This is a genomic window from Streptomyces sp. NPDC025651 (genome assembly GCF_055558735.1).
In genome coordinates, this window is record NZ_JBVHLZ010000003.1 from 343,883 (window position 1) to 362,089 (window position 18,207).

The following is an 18,207-nucleotide window of genomic DNA, read 5'->3' on the forward strand; positions in this document are numbered from 1 at the left end:
TCACGGCCTCATGAGGATCTTCACCGCACCCTCCTCCTTGCGCTGGAAGATCTCGTACGCGTGCGGCGCCTCGGCCAGCGGCAGGCGGTGGGTGGCGAAGTCGTCGACGCCGAGCACGTCCTCGTCGTCCAGGAGCGGCAGGATCTCGTTCACCCAGCGCCGCACGTTCGCCTGGCCCATCCGCAGCTGTATCTGTTTGTCGAACATCGTCAGGAGCGGCAGCGGGGACGCCATGCCGCCGTACACCCCGCTGAGCGAGACCGTGCCGCCGCGGCGCACCAGTTCGAGCGCCGTGTACAGGGCGGCGAGGCGGTCCGCTCCCGTCTTCTCGGCGAGGCGCACCGCCCAGGGGCGCGGCAGCAGGGTGGCCGCCTGCTGGGCGAGGCGGCCCGCCGGGCTGCCGTGTGCCTCGGTACCCACCGCGTCGATGACCGCGTCGGGGCCGCGGCCGTCGGTGCGGTCCCTGATCGCCTCGACGAGGTCCTTGCGCCCGTCGAAGTCCCGCAGGTCGTACGTCTCCACGCCCCGGTCACGGGCCCGGCTCAGCCGCTCGGGCACCAGGTCCACGCCGAGGACGGTGTCGGCGCCCTGCAGCCGGGCCACTCGGCAGGCCATGTCGCCGATGGGCCCGAGGCCGAGGACCGCGACCGAGCCGCCGGGCGGGACGTCGGCGTACCGGACGGCCTGCCAGGCGGTCGGGAGCACGTCCGAGAGGTACAGGTAGCGGTCGTCCGGCGCCCCGTCGGGCACCTTGATCGGCCCGAACTGCGCCTGGGGAACGCGGAGATACTCCGCCTGGGCGCCCGGCACCCCGCCGTACAGCCGCGTGTACCCGAACAGCGCGGCGCCCATGCCCTCGTCGGTGACCTGGGTGGTCTCGCACTGCGTGGGCAGACCGGCGCCGCACATCCAGCAGCTGCCGCAGGCGATCTGGAAGGGCACCACCACGCGGTCGCCGGGACGCAGGTTCGGCACCTGGGCGCCGGCCTCCTCCACCACGCCGATCGGCTCGTGCCCGAGGATGTCGCCGGGCGTCATGAACGGCGTGAGCACCTCGTACAGATGCAGGTCCGAGCCGCACAGGCCGCTGGAGGTGATCCGTACGACCGCGTCCGTGGGCTGCTCGATCTTCGGATCGGGCACGGTCTCCACCCGCACGTCGCGCCTGCCCTGCCATGTCACCGCACGCATCGCACTCCCTCTCACTCCCGTCGGGACTTCTCGTGCCGCCCGCACGTGTGCCCCTGAGGCCCTCCGGTACACGGGCGGCCCGCGTGGTCCCCAGCCCACACCCCGGGGGTCCGGTCCGACCACGGGCTCGCCTGTTCGAGTTGTCCGGCGAGGCGGAAGAGCAAGCCCTCGTCCCCGTATCCGGCGGCGAACTGCATCCCGATCGGCAGCCCCGTGCCGGCGTCGGCCGTCACGGGCACGGACATGGCGGGCGTGCCCGCGACGTTGAAGGCCATGGTGAACGGCGAACGGTCGTTGAGCCGGTCGATCCAGCCGAGGCCGTCCAGCGCCTGGCCGCCCGCGCCATAGGCGCCCAGGGGCATGGGGAGTTCCGGCAGGGTCGGGGTGAGCAGCACGTCGTACGCGGCGAAGGACCGCGCGAGGCTTCGGGCGACCCGGTTCCGGATCGCGAGCGCGGTGACGAACTCGGCGCCGCTGACCCGCCGGCCGTAGCGGTGGCCTTCGAGGGTCTCCGGTTCGAGCGTCGAGGAGTCGACGGGCCGGCCCAAGGCGGCGGCGAGTCCGTCGATCCAGGCCGTGAGGTTCACGGTCATCAGCCGGGCGGCGGCGAGGACGAACTCCTCCCAGTCGGCCCCGAGGCCGACGTCGGCCTCCTCCACGCGGTGGCCGAGGGATGCGAGCAGCCGCACGGTGCGGGAGAGGGCGTCGGCCACCGGCGCGGTGGTGCGGCGGCCGCCCCACGCCTGGGGGAGGACGCCGATCCGCAACTGGCCCGGATCGCGGGTGACTTCCTCCGCGTAGGGGCGGCAGGGCTCCTGCGCGACGTAGGGGTCGCCCGGTTCCGGGCCGCGGATCCGGTCCAGCAGCGCCGCGCTGTCGCGCACGGTGCGGCTGACGCAGCCCTGCACGGCGAGGCCGCTGAAGACCTCGTCGGCGTCGGGGCCCATGGAGACCCGGCCGCGGGTGGGCTTCAGTCCGAACAGGCCGTTGTACGCGGCGGGTATGCGCAGCGAGCCCGCGGCGTCGGTGGCGTGCGCGATCGGCACGATCCCGGCGGCGACGGCCGCGCCCGCGCCCCCGCTGGAACCGCCCGCGCTGCGCCGCGGATCCCAGGGGTTGCGGGTCGGGCCGTAGGGCGCGGGTTCCGTCGTGATGCTGTAGGCCAGCTCCGGGGTCGCGGTGCGCCCGAACGTCACGAGCCCCGCGCGGCGCAGACGTCGCATCAGGGCGGAGTCGGCGCCCGCGACGTTGCCCGCCGCGAGACGGCTGCCCAGCTCGGAGCGCCGGCCGGCCACGGCGACCCCGACGTCCTTGACCAGGAAGGGGACACCGGCCAGCGGCGTGCTGCCGGGGACGGGCTCGTCGTCGGCCCGCCATGTCTCGACGACGGCGTCGATCCGCGGATTCACCGCCTCGGCCGCCTCGTGTGCGGCCGCCTCCAGTTCGGCGGGGGTCACCTCGCCCCGGGCCACCAGCCCGGCGAGCCCGACCGCGTCGAAGGTCACGTACTCGGCAACTCTCACTGTCACTCCCGGCAGAGGAAACAAGACCGTCGAGTCCCTCACGATACCGATCGGTATCGTACGGAACGGACTGGTACCGTAGCAGGCGCCGAGAGCCCCACCACCGACCGGACGTCACGGAGCAGCCATGGCATCGACCGCGAGCAGACCGAGCAGGGTGGCGAAACTGCCGCCCCGCGAGCGCATCCTCGACGCGGCGGAGGAGCTCTTCCAGAGCGAGGGGATCCTGCGGGTCGGCGTCCAGGCGATCGCCGAGAAGGCCGAGACCACCAAGATGGCGATCTACCGGCACTTTGAGACCAAGGACGCCCTGGTCGCGGAGTGGCTGCGGATCGTCGCCGCCGACTACCAGGCGGCCTTCGACCGGGTCGAGGCCGCACACCCCGACCAGCCGAGGGAACAGATCCTGGGTCTGGCCCGCTTCATCGCCGAGGGCCTCCCGGCGATCTCGCACCGGGGCTGCCCGTTCATCAACTCCCTCGCCGAGCTGCCCGACCGCTCCCATCCGGCCCGCCAGGTGATCGAGGAGCACAAGGCCCGCCAGACCCGCAGACTGGTCGGCATGTGCGCCGCGGCCGGCCTGCCGGACCCCGGACAGGCCGCGGCCGAGATCACCTTCGTCCTCGAAGGCGCACAGGTCAGCACGCAGAACGGGAGCATCGACCGGGCGGGCGACCGGCTGATGAGGATCGTCGAGAGCGTCGTCGACCGCCAGCGCTGAGGGGACCGGCGGCCGGGTTTGCCCGGCGGCCCGGTGGAAACCCGCACGGCCCACGGACGCCCACACCCTGGAGGCCGCCATGGACGCCGTCACGGACCCCGCATGAGCGGGCGGACGCCCGGGGCGCTGCCGGGCCGCCCGGAGTCGTACTGGATGGAGACCAGCACGACCACGTGCCACCCGCCCTTGGCCGAGGACATCGAGGTGGACGTCGTCGTGGTGGGCGGCGGTGTCGCGGGACTCAGCACGGCGTGGGAGGCGGCCCGCGACGGGCGGTCGGTGGCCGTCCTCGAGGCCGACCGCATCGCCGCGGGGGTCACCGGCCACACCACCGCGAAGCTGACCGCCCTGCACTCCCTGGTCTACGAGCGGCTGCGCCGCACGCGCGGGCCCGACGCCGCCCGCGACTACGCCCGCTCGCAGCAGCAGGCGGTCGACCACGTGGCGGCGGTCTGCGCCGACGTCGGCATCGACTGCGACCTGGAACGCTCGCCCGCCTTCACCTACACCACCCGTGCCGAGCGCACCGAGGAGCTGCGGGCGGAGGCCGTCGCGGCCCGGGAGGCCGGTCTTGCCGCGGAGTACACCGAGGAGACCGGCCTGCCCTTCCCCGTGGCGGGTGCGGTGCGCGTCGAGGACCAGGCGCAGTTCCACCCCCGTGCCTACCTCCTCGCGCTCGCCGAGGACCTGCGGGCTCGGGGCGGTGTCATCCACGAGCGGAGCCGGGTGACCGGCCTGCGCGAGGGCACTCCCTGCCGGGTGACCACGGAGTCGGGTCGCACGGTCACCGCGCGGGACGTCGTCGTCGCCACGCATTACCCGGTCTTCGACCGCGCGCTGCTCTTCGCCCGCCTGTCGCCCCGGCGTGAACTGGTGGTCGCCGCTCCCCTGGCCGGGGGCCAGGACCCGGGTGGCATGTACATCACGGAGGAGGACGACAAACGCTCCGTGCGGACCACGCCCCACGGCGGTGACGGCGGGCGTCTCCTGATCGTTACGGGCGGCGGCTTCACCCCGGGAACGGGCGACGCCACCGCCGGTTTCGTGGCGCTCGACGCGTGGATGCGGGAGCGCTTCGACGTCGGCGGGACCGCCTACCGATGGGCGGCGCAGGACAACGACGTCACGGACGGCGTCCCGATGGTCGGCTCCTTCCACCCCGGCGCCCGCCACACCTACGTGGCGACCGGCTTCGGCGGCTGGGGCATGAGCGGCGGCGTCATGGCCGGCCAGTTGCTCGCCCGGCTGATCGGCGGGCAGAAGTCCCCGTGGTCCGACCTGTACGACCCGCGCCGCCTGTGGAGCACGGTGCGCGAGGCGCCCGCCCTGCTGAGCCAACAGGCCGACGTCGCACGGCACTTCATCGGCGACCGGCTCCGCACCACCCACGCCGACTCCGTGGCCGACGTCCCCGCGGGCTCCGGGGCGGTGGTCCGCGTCGAGGGCCGCCGCTGCGCGGTCCACCGCGACGAGGCGGGCGCGCTGCACGCGGTCTCCGCCCGCTGCACCCACCTCGGCTGCCTGGTCGCGTTCAACGAGGCGGAGACCACGTGGGAGTGCCCGTGCCACGGCTCTCGCTTCGCCACGGACGGCTCGGTCCTCCAGGGCCCGGCCACGCGTCCACTGGAGGTCAGGGAACTGCCGGACTCGTCATGACTCCTTCGGAACGCGCCCTACGGATGCCGATGAGCCCTACGGATTGTTGAGGTAGGCGAGAACGGCGAGCACGCGGCGGTTGTTGTCGTCGTCGTCCGTGATGCCGAGCTTGCCGAACATCGAGGTGGTGTACTTGCTGATCGTGCTCTCGCTGAGGAAGAGCCGCCGTCCGATGGCCTGGTTGGACAGCCCCTCGGCCATGAGGGCGAGTACGGAGTGCTCGCGTTCGGTGAGCCCGCCGAGCCGTCGGTTCGAGGGGCCGCTGGACAGCAGTTTGGAGATGACCGCCGGGTCCATGGCGGTCCCGCCGCCCGCGACGCGTTCCAGGGCGTCGATGAACTGATCCGCATCGAACACGCTCTCCTTGAGGAGGTAGCCGACGCCGCCGGAGCCGTCGGACAACAGCTCGCGGGCGTAGAGCTGTTCGACGTACTGGGACAGGATCAGGACCGGGAGGCCGGGCACCTCGGCGCGCGCGGCGAGCGCCGCCCGCAGTCCCTCGTCCGACTGGGTCGGCGGCATGCGGACGTCGACGACGGCCACGTCCGGCCGCCACGTCAGCAGCGCGTCGAGCGTCTCCGGCCCCGTGGCCGCCGTCGCCACCACCTGATGCCCGCACGCCTCGATGAGGCGGACCATGCCGTCGCGCATGAGGTAGAGGTCCTCGGCTACAACGATTCGCATGCCACCATCATCCTCGCCCTGGTCGGGCCGCCTGCCGGGCTGGTGATCTCCAGGACGCCGTCGAAGACCGCGAGGCGGCGGCGCAGCCCTTCCAGTCCGCCGCCGGCCCGCGCGTCGGCGCCGCCGCGGCCGTCGTCCTCGACGTCGACGACGATGCCGGAGTCGTCCCGGGCGAGCGAGATCCGTACCCGCCTCGCGTGGGCGTGCTTGACCGCGTTGGTCAGGAGTTCGGCGATCCCGAAGTACAGCGCGGACTCGACGGGCGGCTCCAGGCGCGCGGGCGCGTCGGCGTCGACCGTGACGTCGAGCGGGCTGTCCAGGGCGAGCGCGCGCACGGCGTCGACCAGCCCCCGGTCGTTCAGGACCGGCGGATTGATCCCCCTGACCAGTTCGCGGAGTTCGGTCAGCGACGTGGCGGCGCCGACCCGCGCCTCCCGCATCAGCGCCTTGGCCTGCTCCGGGTCGCTCTCCATCAGCTTCTCCGCGGTCGCCAGGGAGAGCCCGAGGACGACCAGGCGGGCCTGCGCGCCGTCGTGCAGGTCGCGCTCGATCCGGCGGATCTCCGCGGCCTGGGCGACCGTCGTGTCCGCGCGCTGGGCCGTCAGCTCGTCCACCCGGTCCGCCAGCACCATCGCGGCCGAGGGGCGCAGGAAGCGGACGGCCACCGGCTCGATCACCCGCCATGCGTACGGGGAGCAGGCCACCGCCACGAGCAGACCGAGCGCCCCGACGACGTACCCCGCGGCGCCAGAGCCGCTGAGCCCGATGACCGCCGCGGCCGCTCCGGCCGCCGGGAGGGCCGCCACCACGCCCGCGGTGAAGGGGGCGATCGCCGTGAACCGCACGTCACGCCAGTTCGCCGGGTCCTTCCACCGCACCCGCCACTTCTGGTCCATGAGGGCGTCGCGGCGGGTGCGTTCATAGCCGAAGCCGTTCCACCAGAACCCGGTCGACAGTTGCGTGACCGGCACGGCCTGCCGGTATCCGTCCGGGACGACGGTGGCGGTCCACCGGGCGACGAGCAGACGTACGGTCCGGCACACCGGGCGGGACAGGGCGAGCGTGCCCACGCACACCAGCACGCACGGCGCCACCCACGACCAGGGGTTCGCCGCGCCCCACCGGATGCCCAGCGCCACGGCGGCGGCCCACACGGCCGGCACCAGCAGGCTGACGACCGCCACGGCACACGCCCGCACGAACCCCACGCAGGCACTTCCCGCCCACGCCCTCACCTGTCGCATGACCTCGCCGCTCCCTCACAACCCGTTCCGGGCGCCCACGTGTCCCGCGGCGCATCCGGCCGGGCGGTACGGCCCGGTGTCACAACTGTGCACCGCACGCGTACCGTTTCGCCCCTGACCAGGCAAGGAGTGGGTCTGGCCCCACCCCTGACGGGGTCCAGGCGCCGCCGCGGCGGCGCGGATCAGCGGCGGAAGTGCAGCCGCACGACCGCGCCCGTCGCGCCGAACCGCTCGGTCACCAGGTCGCACAACTGCCGCACGACCCACAGCCCGTGGCCCGTCGCGGCCTGCGGGTCGGGCGGCACGTGCCCCAGATAGCCGGTGTCCCGCACGGAGACGGCGGGCCGCCCGCCGCCGGTGTCGGCGACCTCGCAGACCACCCAGTCGGGGTCGTGCCACAGCCGCAGCACGCCGTGGCCACCGCCGAAGCGGACGGCGTTGACCACCACCTCGTGCACGGCGGCGGCCATGTCGCGGGCGCGGCCGTCGGCGATCCTGCAGCGGCGGGCGAACTCCGCGACGGCGAGCCGGGCGGCCACCGACTCGCCCCGGACGAACGGCACTTCCCGCGGCGGGCCGTCCGGGGCCACCATGTCGGGGAGCGTGCGGCTGCGTTCGTCGCACTCGGCGTAGAAGTCCGTCGGGTCCGTGTACCGGCGGCTGATGATCGGGCCGCCGGAGCCGAGGGTCACCTCGGGGTGGGTGCGCCGGACGTCGGCGAGGACCTCGTCGGGCAGGACGCGGGCGTCGTAGGGACACACGATCCAGTGACCCGATGCGGCGAACGCGACGTTGACGAGTGATTCGTAGCGCGTCCACTCCCGGGTCTCGAGGGCCGTGCGGCCCGCCCACACCGGCTCGCCGATGACGCGGACGCGACGGGCTCCGCCCTCCTCGTGCTCCGTGCAGTAGTCGTTGTAGCGGCGCAGCGTGCGCGCGGGGAAGTGATACCAGTCCCAGGCGTCGACGAAGTCGACCTCCCGCGCCGCGTCGCCGAGGGCGTCCCGGAGGAGCGCGATGTTGTTCCGGTCGACGACGGCGAGCACCGCGTCGTCGGCGGTGAGCCCGTCGCGCACGAACCCGAGGGTGCCGGAGAGGAACTCCTCGTCCGAGGCGTAGCACAGCGCCTGGTGGACGAAGCCCGTGCGGGTCATGACTCCTCCTGCGCGTTCCCCATGTCCAGGCCGGGGATGCGGTCCCAGCCGGTGACGCGCATGACGCGCCGTACGTGCGGCGCGACGCCGTCGAGGACCAGGCTGCCGCCCAGGGCGTACAGGCCGAGGCCCGTGAAGACCAGGAGCCGCAGCGCGCAGACGTCGATGAAGGTCAGGTCGCGCAGGTCGAGCCGGGTGCGGTGCGGGGCGTCGGGACGGCTCCCCGACCGCTCGGCCTCGGCGCGCAGGGCGCGGGCCACCGCGGTGACGTTGCTGTCGTCCACCTCTCCGCACAGGGCGAGGCCGGGGGGCGTGAACGTCCTTGTGATGCGGAGCAGTTCGTCCTGCCAGACGTCGTCGGCGACCGCCCTGCCGTGGTGCAGGGCGTCGAGGGCGTCCAGTTCTCGCCGGTCGAAGACCCGGCGGTCGTACTGGCACAGGCCGAGCACGGGCAGCGCCTGGAAGACGGGATCGAGCAGCCGCTCGGCGTCGCAGAGGCCCTTCGGCGCTTCGGCGCCCTGGTCGGGCAGGACCTCCAGGGCGACCCGCAGCCCGAGGAACCCGTCGGCCACCGCGCCTTCGGCCTCGCGGCGCACCAGGTCGTCCAGGTCCCACAGCCCGCACGCCGCGCCGAGGCGGGAGTTGACCCGCAGCCTGTCCGCCGCCAGCGCGCCCGCCACGTCGCAGCCCTGCCGGCGCAGGAACCGGAGCAGGGTGGGCGGTGGTGCGTCGACCGAGGTCAGGAGCAGTCCGCGCTGCCCGCTCGCCAGGCCGTCCAGGAGGAACGCGGCGAGCACCGCCTCGCGTTCCTCGTCCGTGTCGTAGCCGAGGAAGAGATGATCCCCTGGCCGCATCTGCCCCACGGCTCGCAAGGCAGGAGCGGTGTCCATCCTCACGCACCCCCTCCGCACGATGACCGCCGCACCGCTACCCGATGTGGCTGGACGATTACACGGTACGCATCCGAGGCGCCCGCCGGAACGGGCTATGGTGATCTGCGTCACGGCAGGTCGAGGGGGGCATGGCGGCTTCAGTGCGCAAGGACAACGGCCGGAGCGGAAATCTGCCCACGGAGGCGAACGCCTTCATCGGACGAGGTGCTGAACTCGCACGCATCACGCGGTTGTTGGACGCGTCGCGGCTTGTGACCCTGACGGGGCCGGGCGGGGTGGGCAAGTCCCGGCTCGCACTGCGCGCCGCCCATGAGGCGCGGCGCCGGTTCCCCGACGGCACCTGGCTGGTCGAGCTCTCCCCGCTGACCGACGCGTCGCTGCTGCCGCACGCGGTCATGGACGCGCTGGGGCGCCCGGGCCAGACCGTGCGCCCCCTTCTGGACGCTCTCGTCGACCGGTTGACCGGTGAGGCGGTGCTGCTGGTCCTGGACACCTGCGAGCACATTCTGGCGCCGTGCGCCCAGTTGGTCTGCGAACTCCTCGCACGTGTGCCGGAGTTGCGGATCCTGACGACCAGCAGACAGCCGCTCGCCGTGCCGGGCGAGCACGTCCTCGCCCTCGATCCGCTGCCGGTCGGGCCGGGGGCCGGGGACGACGGGAGTGCCGTCGCGCTGTTCACCGTGCGGGCGACCGCGGCGATGCCCTCCTTCCGGATCACCGACGCCAACCGCCCGCAGATCGAGGCGATCTGCGCCCGGCTCGACGGGATCCCGCTCGCCCTGGAGCTGGCGGCGGTGCGGCTGCGCGGCATGCCCCTGGACCGTTTACTGGAGGGCCTCGACTCGCGCTTCGACCTGCTCACCGCCCGCACCGCGCCGCGGATCGCGCGGCACAGGACCCTGCGCACCGCGATCGGCTGGAGCCATGAGCTGTGCACGCCGCTGGAGCGGCTGCTGTGGGCGAGGCTGTCCGTGTTCGCGGGCGGCTGGGATCTGGAGGCCGCCGAGTTCGTCTGCCACGGCGGGCCGTTGGAGACCGAGCGCGTCCTCGAACTGCTCTCCTGGCTCACCGAGAAGTCCATCGTGATCCAGGAGCCGGACGGCGCGGGCATGCGCTTTCGCATGCTGGACACGCTGCGGGCGTTCGGCGCGCAGTGGCTCGACGGGCTCGGCGAGAGCGGGGCGGTCCGGCGCCGCCACCGCGACTACTACCGGTGGCTGACCCGGCGCGGCGAGGCCGAGTGGCTCGGCTCCGCGCAGCGGGCGTGGGCGGAGCGGATGTGCGCGGAGCACGCCAATCTGCGGCTCGCCCTGGAGGAGTGCCTCGCCGATCCGGACCCCGCGTGCGCCCTCGAACTCGCGGGCACGCTCTGGTTCTTCTGGTTCGCCTGCGGATACGCGGAGGAGGGCCGCACCTATCTGGAGCGCGCCCTGCGGCGGGACGACGGGACGGGTCCCGAGCGGGTGCTCGCGCTGTGGGCCCAGCGGTTGATCACCCTGGACCATGACGACCTGGACGCCGCAGAGCAGGTCGCGACGGCGTACACCCGCCTGGCGACGGCGCGCGGGCTGCCCGACGCCGCCCTCCATCTGCCGCTGAACGGCGCGAGTCTGGCCGTACGCGGGGAGTCCGCGCGCTCCGCGATACTGCACACCCCGTCGGGGCTGGCTCCCACCGGTGGCGGGGGCGCCATGTTCTTCCGGCTCACCGCGCTGGCCGTGCAGGCCTATCTGCTGGCGGCGCAGGGCGCGTTCGAGCGGGTGGCGGCGGTGGCCGGGAGGCTGCGCGCCGAGTGCGACAAGTGCGGGGAGCTGTGGATGCGGGCGTGGGGCGACTACTACCTCGCGCTCGCCCGGCTCGGCCAGGGGAACGCGACCTCCGCGGCCTACCACGCCCGCGGCGCGCTGTCCGCCAAGTGGCGCGTCCACGACCGCCTCGGCACGGCGGCGGCCGTGGACCTCCTCAGCGCGGTCGAGGCGGCCCTGGGGAGGGCCGACCGGGCGGCACGACTCCTGGGGGCGAGCGGCAGGTTGTGGTCCGTCGCGGGCCTCCCTGAACTGGGCCGCGCGGGTTCGACGAGCTTCCGGTCCCACCACGAACAACGCCTGCGGAAGGCCCTGGGCGACGCGGACTGCACCCGCCTCCTCCTGGAGGGCGAGGACCTCACCACGGACCAGGCGATCACGCTGGCCCAGGCGGACGAGCCGCCGGAGGGATTGTGGTGAAGAGGCGTACGCGATCGCACCGGCGACGATCCCGCGCGACAGACCACCGGCCGACGGTCACCCACGACCACCCCGACGACCAACCCCGCTCGAGGCCCGAAGACACCGACAGTTCGACAGCCTCCCCGACTCGCGCAACAGGCCACCCGCCCCCTCACGCCATCACGCTCTCCCACTCCGACGACGACCCGCCCGCTGCGTCATGGTGAATCGGTGTCCTCGATCCTCTGAGCGGCAGGCCCGTGCCGCCCTGGCGTGACGCGATGATCTCCGCCGCGATCGACAGGGCCGTCTCCTCCGGTGTTCGCGCGCCCAGGTCCAGGCCGATCGGGGAGTGGAGGCGGGCCAGTTCCTCGTCCGTGACGCCCACGTCCCGCAGCCTGCTGTTGCGGTCCTCGTGGGTGCGGCGTGAACCCATCGCGCCGACGAACGCGACCGGCAGCCGCAGCGCCGCCGCGAGCAGCGGTACGTCGAACTTGGCGTCGTGGGTCAGCACGCACAGGACGGTGCGGGCGTCCGTGGCGGTGTCCTGGAGATAGCGGTGCGGCCACTCGACCACGATGTCGTCCGCCTCCGGGAACCGGGCCCGGGTGGCGAAGACGGGGCGGGCGTCGCACACCGTGACGTGGTAGCCGAGGAACTTGCCCGCGCGGACCAGCGCCGCCGCGAAGTCGACGGCCCCGAACACGATCATGCGGGGCGGCGGCACGCTCGACTCGACGAGCACCGTCACCGCGCTCCCGCACCGCGAGCCGCTCTCCGAGACGACGAACTCCGCGGTGCGCCCCGCCGCCAGCAGGGCGCGGCTCTCCCCCACCGCCGTGCGGTCGAGGTCCGGGTGTCCGCCCAGGCTGCCCGCGTCGAGACCGTCCGGGCCCACCAGGAGGGGCCGGCCGAGCAGGTCGGCCGGGCCCCTGAACACGCGGACCAGGGCGGCCTCCTCGCCACGGACGGCGGCCGACAGGGCGGCGGCGAACACCGCCCTGTCCGGCGCGTCCGCGGCCACCGGCGTGACAAGGACCTCGATGACGCCCCCGCAGGTCAGGCCGACCGCGAAGGCGTCCTCGTCGCTGTAGCCGAAGCTCTCGACCGCGGACGCGCCGTCCTGGAGTGCCTGGACGCACAGGTCGTAGACCGCGCCTTCCACGCAGCCCCCGGAGACCGAGCCGATGGCGTTGCCCGCTCCGTCGACGGCCAGGGCGGCGCCGGGACCGCGCGGCGCGCTCCCGCCGACGGACACGACGGTGGCGACGGCGAAGTCCCGGTCTTCCTGGACCCAACGGTTCAGGTCGTCGGCGATGTCAAGCACGGGAGTCGTCCCCAAACACGCCACCGGCACCCGCACCCGCACCAACCCCCGGGCCCGTACCGGCCCGCAGCACACGGTCCGGCCGGATCGGCAGAGCCCTGTGCCGGACGCCCGTCGCGTGCCACACCGCGTTGGCGACGGCCGCCGCCGCGCCCACGATGCCGATCTCCCCGATGCCCTTGATGCCGACGGGGTCGTCCACGTCGGGGTCGTCCACCCAGTCCACCTCGATGTGCGGAACGTCGGCGTGCGCGGCGACGTGGTAGCCCGCCAGGTCGGGACCCACGAGCGAGCCCGAGGTCCGGTCCCTGACCGCCTCCTCGTGCAGCGCCATGGACAGGCCCCAGGTCATGCCGCCGACGAGCTGGCTGCGCGCGGTCAGCGGGTTGATGATCCGCCCCGCCGCGAAGATGCCGAGCATGCGCCGCACCCGTACCTCGCCGGTGGTGACGTCCACGGCGACCTCGGCGAACTGTGCGCCGAAGGAGTGGCGTTCCTTCTGCGTGAGCGCGCTGATGGCCGCGCTCGTGTCGGACCGCACCGTGATGCCCTCCGGCGGAATGTGCCCGCCGGGAACCAGCTTCTCGCGCAGCTCGCGCGCGGCCAGCGTGATGGCCCAGCCCCAGGACCGGGTGCCCATCGAGCCGCCCGCGATCATCGCGGGGCCGAAGTCGCTGTCGGCGATGCGGACATGGACGCGGTCCGTGGGCACCCCGAGGGCGTCCGCGGCGATCAGCGTGAGCGCGGTCCGCGCACCGGTGCCGACGTCCGCCGCGGTGATGCGCACCGTGAAGGTGTCGTCGGCCTCCGCCGTGACGGCCGCCGTGCTCGGCCCGACGAGCACCGGGAAGGTGGCCGACGCCGTGCCGGTGCCGATCAGCCAGCGCCCTTCGCGGCGCACGCCGGGCCGTGGGTCCCGGTCCGCCCAGCCGAACCTGCGCGCGCCTTCCTCGAAGCAGGTGAGGAGGTTACGGCTGCTGAACGGCAGCCCGGAGACCGGGCCCACATCGGGTTCGTTGCGGACCCGCAGCGCGACGGGGTCGATGCCGCACTTCTCCGCGAGCTCGTCGAGCGCGGACTCCACGGCGAACGACCCCGGCGCCTCGCCCGGGGCCCGCACCCAGGTCGGCGTCGGCACGTCGAGGCGTACGAGACGGTTGACGGTGTGGTGCGCGTCGGCGGCGTACATCGCGCGCGCGAACCCGGCGCTGGCCTCCACGAATTCATGGACGGTCGACGACAGGCTCTGCGCCTGGTGGTCGAAGGCCCGCAGCCGCCCGTCCGGCTCGGCGCCGAGGCGGACGCGCTGGGTGGTGGGGCTGCGGTAGCCGACGAGCGAGAACATCTGACGGCGGGTCAGCACGACGCGGACGGGCCGGTCGAGAACCGTCGCCGCCATCACGGCGGCGACCTGGTGGACCCGCAGGCCCTTGGAGCCGAAGGCGCCACCGACGTGCTCGGACAACACCCGCACCGAGGCGGGGTCGAGCGAGAACAGCTTCGACAGCTCGCCCGCGATCCAGGTGCTGCCCTGGTTGGAGTCGACGACTTCGAGGCGGCCGTTGTCCCAGCGGGCGGTCGCCGCGTGCGGCTCCATCGGGGTGTGGTGCTCTTCGGGCGTGCTGTACTCGGCGTCCACGACATGGGCGGACGCGGCGAGTTCGGCCTCCAGTTCGCCCTTCTCGGTGCGCATGCCCTCGGTGTCCGGCGTGTACGTGCCGGGGCGCCCGGCGTAGAACTCGACGTCGTGCGGCTCCTGTTCGTAGGAGACCACCAGCGCCTCGGCGGCCTCCCTGGCCTGCTCGGACGTCTCGGCGACGACCAGCGCCACCGGCCAGCCCACGAAGGGCACGCGGTCGTGCTGGAAGAGCGCGACGATCGGGTCGGGCCGTCCCAGCATGCCCTCGTAACTGCCGTCGACGCGCGGGGCGTTGCCGTGGTGGAGCACCGTCAGGACGCCGGGCATCGCGAGGACCGGCTCCGCGTCGACCGAGCGGACGCGGCCGCGGGCGATCGTGGACAGCACGAGCCAGCCGTGGGCGAGGCCGGCGAAGGGCAGCTCGCCGGCGTACCGCGCCGCGCCGGTGACCTTGTCGCGGCCCTCGATGCGGGTGTGCGCGGCACCGACGGCGCCGGTCACCGCGGCGGTTGCGGCGGTCGTGGTCATCGGGCGGCCTCCTCGGCGAGTTCGGTGAGCACGGCCACGACGAGGTTGCGCGTGAGCGTCACCTTGTAGCCGTTGTCGGGCAGGGCACGGGCGGCCGCCAGTTCGGCGTCGGCCGCGGCGGCGAAGGCCTCGGCGCTCGCCGGGCCGCCGGTCAGCACCCGCTCCGCCTCGTGGGCGCGCCACGGCCGTGACGCGACGGCACCGAAGGCGATGCGCACCTCCCGTACGACACCGTCCCGTACGTCCAGGGCGGCGGCGATCGAGCCGATCGCGAACGCGTACGAGGCGCGCTCGCGCACCTTGCGGTAGCGGGAGACGGCGGCGACCGGGGCGGGCGGCAGGGTGAGGCCGGTGATCAGCGCGCCGGAGGGCAGCGCGGTCTCCAGGTGCGGGGTGTCCCCCACGGGCAGGTAGAACGCGGAGAGCGGCAACTCCCCCGGCCCGTCCGCCGATTCGTAGTGGACGACGGCGTCGAAGGCGGCGAGGGCCACGCCCATGTCCGAGGGGTGCACGGCCACGCAGTGCTCGGTGGCGCCGAGGATGGCGTGGTTGTGGTGCTCGCCCTCCAGGGCGGCGCAGCCGCTGCCGGGGACGCGCTTGTTGCACGGCTTGCTCAGGTCGGTGAAGTAGCCGCAGCGGGTGCGCTGGAGGAGGTTCCCGCCCACCGTCGCCATGTTGCGCAGCTGGCCCGACGCGCCGGCGAGGACGGCCTGCGCCAACGCCGGGTAGCGGCGCCGCACTTCGGGGTGGGCGGCGAGGTCGCTGTTGGTGACGGTCGCGCCGATGCGCAGCCCGCCGTCCTCGGCGATCTCGATCCGGTCCAGGGGCAGTTCGCGTACGTCGACGAGGAGCGCGGGCCGCTCGACGCCGGTCTTCATCAGGTCGACGAGGTTGGTGCCGCCGCCGAGGTAGCGGGCGTCGGGGTCGGCGCCGAGCACGGCGAGCGCGCCGGGCACGTCGTACGCCCGTTGGTAGTCGAAGTCCCTCATGCCGCTCCCTCCTCGGCGCGCGCCGCCTTCTCGACGGCCTGCACGATCGACACGTACGCGCCGCAGCGGCAGAGGTTGCCGCTCATCCGCTCGCGGATCTCCTCCGCGGTGAGCTCGGGCACGCCCGCCTCGGGCCGTACGTCGGTGGTGGCGGCGCTCGGCCAGCCCGCCGCGTGTTCCTCGATCACACCGAGGGCGGAACAGATCTGGCCCGGTGTGCAGTAGCCGCACTGGAAGCCGTCGAGGTCGAGGAACGCCTGCTGCACGGGGTGCAGCCGGTCGCCGTCCGCGACGCCTTCGATGGTGGTGATCTCGCGCCCCTCGGCGGCGACCGCGAGCTGCAGGCAGGAGACGGCACGGCGGCCGTCGATCAGGACCGTGCAGGCGCCGCACTGGCCCTGGTCGCAGCCCTTCTTGGTGCCGGTCAGATCGAGCCGCTCGCGCAGGGCGTCGAGCAGGGTGGTGCGGTGGTCGACGGACAGTGTGTGCTTCTCGCCGTTGATGTTCAGGGTGACGGCACTGGACGTCGATGGAGCCATGAGCAGCCTTCTTTCGCGAATCGCGTCGAACGAGGCGGTCCCGGCGGGGAGTTCGGGAGGGCGTGGCGCTGTACAGAGGAGGGACCGCGGCACCGCTTCGGCCGCGGTCGGTTCCCGGCGGCCGGTCAGCCGCTATGGTGAACCCAAGTAAGTGGACACTTGTCCGTTAGCTTGAGAACTTAGCGGACAGCTGTCCGCTTAGCAAGGGACCATCGCGTCCCGGAGCGCGGAGGGAGAGCCAGTGGGGCAGCACAAGGACTCGCCGCTGCGCTCGGACGCGCAGCGCAACCGCGAACGCATCCTGGAAGTGGCCCTGGCGGAGCTGACGAAGTCGAGCGACGCGCCGCTCAGCGCGATCGCGAAGAAGGCGGGCGTCGGCCAGGGCACGTTCTACCGCAACTTTCCCAACCGCGAGGCACTGGTGCTTGAGGTGTACCGCTTCGAGGTCCAGCAAGTCTGCGGCGCCGCCTGCCAGTTGCTGCGCTCCAGGGAGCCCGACCAGGCCCTGCGCGAGTGGATGGACCGCCTCGTCCGGTACGCGATGGCCAAGGCCGGTCTGGCCGACGCGATCCGCAGCGCCACCAGCACCCTCGGCAGCCTGGCCGGGGTGGGGCGCGGCCCGCTCACCGAAGCCGTCGGCCTCCTGCTCAAGGCCAACGAGGACGCGGGCACCATCCGGCCCGGCGTGACTCCCGACGACTTCCTTCTCGCCATCGCCGGGCTCTGGCACATCGATCCGCACAGCGACTGGCAGGCGCGCGCCGGGCGCCTCATGGACCTCGTCATGGACGGGCTGCGGGCCGGCGCTCCTGGTCGCTGAGCGCCTCCAGGAGGTGGACTGCCGCGTCGCGCAGCGGGGCCGGTACGTCAGCACGGCCGCGCAGCAGCTTCCTCGCCGTCCCGCCGAGCGACTCCGTCGTACGCGCCGATCCGATGCCGGGGACGCGGGGCGCGAGGTCCGCGATGAGGTCCTCGGCGTCGCGCCAGGCCCCGGCCCCGGCGAAGGCCGCGAGCAACTCCGCGCGGAACAGGTCTCGGTAGGAGGGGCCGCCGGGGGTGGTGGCCGCACGGTGCAGCAGCGCAAGCGCGCGGTCCCAGCGGCGCAGCCGGGCGAGCACCCAGCCCTGGTGGCCGATCAGCTCCGTCTCGTCGATCCACCAGGCCCAGGCGGGGTCGTCCGGGGACATGCCGTCCAGGAAGCGGCTCCGGGCACGGGAGATCAGGTCCACCGGTTCGCGTCCTTCGCCCAGCGCGGCCATGGCGTGGGCGCGGCGGATCAGGACGAGCGCGTCGACCCTCGCCGGGAGCGGGCGCGGCCCTCTCACGCGTGCCGCGGTCTCCAGGGCGGCTCGGGGGCGGCCGGTATGGGCCTGGAGCATGCTGTGGTTCAGGAGGACGAGCCGGGCCGTCCAGCGGTCGCCGCACAGATCGGCGAGGGCCAGAGCGTGCGCGTTCGCGCGGTGCGCGCGGCGGTGGAACCCCGCGTCGAAGAGGATCCAGCCGATGACCTCGCACAACTCGGCCAGGGCGGCGAGCAGTTCACCGTCCCGGGCAGCCAGGCTCGCGGGCTCGGCCGACAGTTCCGGCACCCGGCGCCCCGCTTCGGGCAGCGCGGCCGCCGCGGCCCGCGCGCCGCGCTCGGCGTCGAGGGACAGCAGGAGCCGCATCGTGTCCAGCACGACGGAGACCGTCGAACCGCTCCGTTCGCCGCGCACCACGAGCCCTCTCCGCCACCGTCGCCCCGGCGCCCGCATCCCGGCACCGGCGTCCCAACGACGACTCCAACGCCGTACGCAGGACAGACTGTTCCCGGCGCCGCCGCTCCCCCCTGGAACCGACATCCCCATGCCGCGCGCCGCTTCCGCGGTGGAGAGCGCGGTCCGACCGGTCTACCGTCGAGACATCGACCCCC

15 protein-coding genes are annotated in these 18,207 nt (G+C 73.6%); 4 read left to right on the forward strand and 11 right to left on the reverse strand.

Annotated features, from left to right (window positions below; all coding sequences use genetic code 11):
- Together ACZ4D5_RS13845 and ACZ4D5_RS13850 are read right to left on the reverse strand one after the other, a co-directional pair.
- Positions 1-1,191 carry a zinc-dependent alcohol dehydrogenase gene (locus ACZ4D5_RS13845; protein ID WP_467772560.1) on the reverse strand — a complete coding sequence of 397 codons (1,191 nt, stop codon included), beginning with the start codon at positions 1,189-1,191 and terminating at the stop codon, positions 1-3.
- 11 nt (positions 1,192-1,202) lie between these two features.
- On the reverse strand, positions 1,203-2,714 hold the full coding sequence (locus ACZ4D5_RS13850) for an amidase (protein WP_467773024.1): 1,512 nt from the start codon (positions 2,712-2,714) through the stop codon (positions 1,203-1,205).
- 127 nt (positions 2,715-2,841) lie between these two features.
- Here ACZ4D5_RS13850 and ACZ4D5_RS13855 point away from each other — a divergent pair, with 127 nt between their 5' ends.
- Positions 2,842-3,435 carry a TetR/AcrR family transcriptional regulator gene (locus tag ACZ4D5_RS13855; protein WP_467772561.1) on the forward strand — a complete coding sequence of 198 codons (594 nt, stop codon included), beginning with the start codon at positions 2,842-2,844 and terminating at the stop codon, positions 3,433-3,435.
- Positions 3,436-3,537: 102 nt separating this feature from the next.
- On the forward strand, positions 3,538-5,091 hold the full coding sequence (locus ACZ4D5_RS13860) for an FAD-dependent oxidoreductase (protein ID WP_467772562.1): 1,554 nt from the start codon (positions 3,538-3,540) through the stop codon (positions 5,089-5,091).
- A 36-nt stretch (positions 5,092-5,127) separates the two neighbouring features.
- Here ACZ4D5_RS13860 and ACZ4D5_RS13865 read toward each other — a convergent pair whose 3' ends face one another.
- The 4 genes from ACZ4D5_RS13865 to ACZ4D5_RS13880 form a co-directional block, all read right to left on the reverse strand.
- Positions 5,128-5,775 (reverse strand): response regulator transcription factor, encoded by a 648-nt coding sequence (locus ACZ4D5_RS13865; RefSeq protein WP_467772563.1) that lies wholly within the window; start codon positions 5,773-5,775, stop codon positions 5,128-5,130.
- Positions 5,760-7,019, reverse strand: a complete 1,260-nt coding sequence (locus ACZ4D5_RS13870) for a sensor histidine kinase (RefSeq protein WP_467772564.1) — start codon at positions 7,017-7,019, stop codon at positions 5,760-5,762. Before ACZ4D5_RS13870 ends, ACZ4D5_RS13865 begins: the two co-directional genes overlap by 16 nt.
- Before the next feature lie 182 nt (positions 7,020-7,201).
- Entirely contained in the window at positions 7,202-8,173 is a 972-nt protein-coding gene (locus ACZ4D5_RS13875; RefSeq protein WP_467772565.1) for an anti-sigma factor RsbA family regulatory protein, read from the reverse strand.
- A complete protein-coding gene (locus ACZ4D5_RS13880; RefSeq protein WP_467772566.1) occupies positions 8,170-9,063 on the reverse strand; it encodes an MEDS domain-containing protein in 894 nt (297 codons plus the stop codon). The genes ACZ4D5_RS13875 and ACZ4D5_RS13880 overlap by 4 nt, the downstream gene beginning before the upstream one ends.
- Before the next feature lie 131 nt (positions 9,064-9,194).
- On the opposite strand from ACZ4D5_RS13880, the gene ACZ4D5_RS13885 reads away from it, so the two are divergent.
- Positions 9,195-11,291 (forward strand): ATP-binding protein, encoded by a 2,097-nt coding sequence (locus ACZ4D5_RS13885; RefSeq protein WP_467772567.1) that lies wholly within the window; start codon positions 9,195-9,197, stop codon positions 11,289-11,291.
- A 154-nt stretch (positions 11,292-11,445) separates the two neighbouring features.
- On the opposite strand, the gene ACZ4D5_RS13890 is transcribed toward ACZ4D5_RS13885, so the two are convergent.
- The 4 genes from ACZ4D5_RS13890 to ACZ4D5_RS13905 are packed head-to-tail and all read right to left on the reverse strand — an operon-like array spanning position 11,446 to position 16,295.
- Positions 11,446-12,600, reverse strand: coding sequence for an XdhC family protein (locus tag ACZ4D5_RS13890; RefSeq protein ID WP_467772568.1), 1,155 nt, complete (start codon positions 12,598-12,600; stop codon positions 11,446-11,448).
- A complete protein-coding gene (locus ACZ4D5_RS13895; protein ID WP_467772569.1) occupies positions 12,593-14,767 on the reverse strand; it encodes a xanthine dehydrogenase family protein molybdopterin-binding subunit in 2,175 nt (724 codons plus the stop codon). Before ACZ4D5_RS13895 ends, ACZ4D5_RS13890 begins: the two co-directional genes overlap by 8 nt.
- Entirely contained in the window at positions 14,764-15,756 is a 993-nt protein-coding gene (locus ACZ4D5_RS13900) for an FAD binding domain-containing protein (protein ID WP_467772570.1), read from the reverse strand. The genes ACZ4D5_RS13895 and ACZ4D5_RS13900 overlap by 4 nt, the downstream gene beginning before the upstream one ends.
- Entirely contained in the window at positions 15,753-16,295 is a 543-nt protein-coding gene (locus tag ACZ4D5_RS13905) for a (2Fe-2S)-binding protein (RefSeq protein ID WP_467772571.1), read from the reverse strand. Before ACZ4D5_RS13905 ends, ACZ4D5_RS13900 begins: the two co-directional genes overlap by 4 nt.
- Positions 16,296-16,536: 241 nt before the next feature.
- Here ACZ4D5_RS13905 and ACZ4D5_RS13910 point away from each other — a divergent pair, with 241 nt between their 5' ends.
- A complete protein-coding gene (locus tag ACZ4D5_RS13910; protein ID WP_467772572.1) occupies positions 16,537-17,115 on the forward strand; it encodes a TetR/AcrR family transcriptional regulator in 579 nt (192 codons plus the stop codon).
- Here ACZ4D5_RS13910 and ACZ4D5_RS13915 read toward each other — a convergent pair.
- Entirely contained in the window at positions 17,078-18,013 is a 936-nt protein-coding gene (locus tag ACZ4D5_RS13915) for a DNA-binding protein (RefSeq protein ID WP_467772573.1), read from the reverse strand. The two genes, ACZ4D5_RS13910 and ACZ4D5_RS13915, sit on opposite strands and share 38 nt — an antisense overlap.
- Positions 18,014-18,207 lie beyond the last annotated feature (194 nt).

Excerpts from the sequence above, each read along its gene's own strand:
- ACZ4D5_RS13900 (WP_467772570.1), bottom strand. The coding sequence starts at position 15,756 with ATGAGGGACTTCGACTACCAACGGGCGTACGACGTGCCCGGCGCGCTC.
- ACZ4D5_RS13845 (WP_467772560.1), bottom strand. The coding sequence starts at position 1,191 with ATGCGTGCGGTGACATGGCAGGGCAGGCGCGACGTGCGGGTGGAGACC.
- ACZ4D5_RS13865 (WP_467772563.1), bottom strand. The coding sequence starts at position 5,775 with ATGCGAATCGTTGTAGCCGAGGACCTCTACCTCATGCGCGACGGCATG.
- ACZ4D5_RS13880 (WP_467772566.1), bottom strand. The coding sequence starts at position 9,063 with ATGGACACCGCTCCTGCCTTGCGAGCCGTGGGGCAGATGCGGCCAGGG.
- ACZ4D5_RS13905 (WP_467772571.1), bottom strand. The coding sequence starts at position 16,295 with ATGGCTCCATCGACGTCCAGTGCCGTCACCCTGAACATCAACGGCGAG.
- ACZ4D5_RS13885 (WP_467772567.1), top strand. The coding sequence starts at position 9,195 with ATGGCGGCTTCAGTGCGCAAGGACAACGGCCGGAGCGGAAATCTGCCC.
- ACZ4D5_RS13855 (WP_467772561.1), top strand. The coding sequence starts at position 2,842 with ATGGCATCGACCGCGAGCAGACCGAGCAGGGTGGCGAAACTGCCGCCC.
- ACZ4D5_RS13895 (WP_467772569.1), bottom strand. The coding sequence starts at position 14,767 with ATGACCACGACCGCCGCAACCGCCGCGGTGACCGGCGCCGTCGGTGCC.
- ACZ4D5_RS13875 (WP_467772565.1), bottom strand. The coding sequence starts at position 8,173 with ATGACCCGCACGGGCTTCGTCCACCAGGCGCTGTGCTACGCCTCGGAC.
- ACZ4D5_RS13870 (WP_467772564.1), bottom strand. The coding sequence starts at position 7,019 with ATGCGACAGGTGAGGGCGTGGGCGGGAAGTGCCTGCGTGGGGTTCGTG.
- ACZ4D5_RS13860 (WP_467772562.1), top strand. The coding sequence starts at position 3,538 with ATGAGCGGGCGGACGCCCGGGGCGCTGCCGGGCCGCCCGGAGTCGTAC.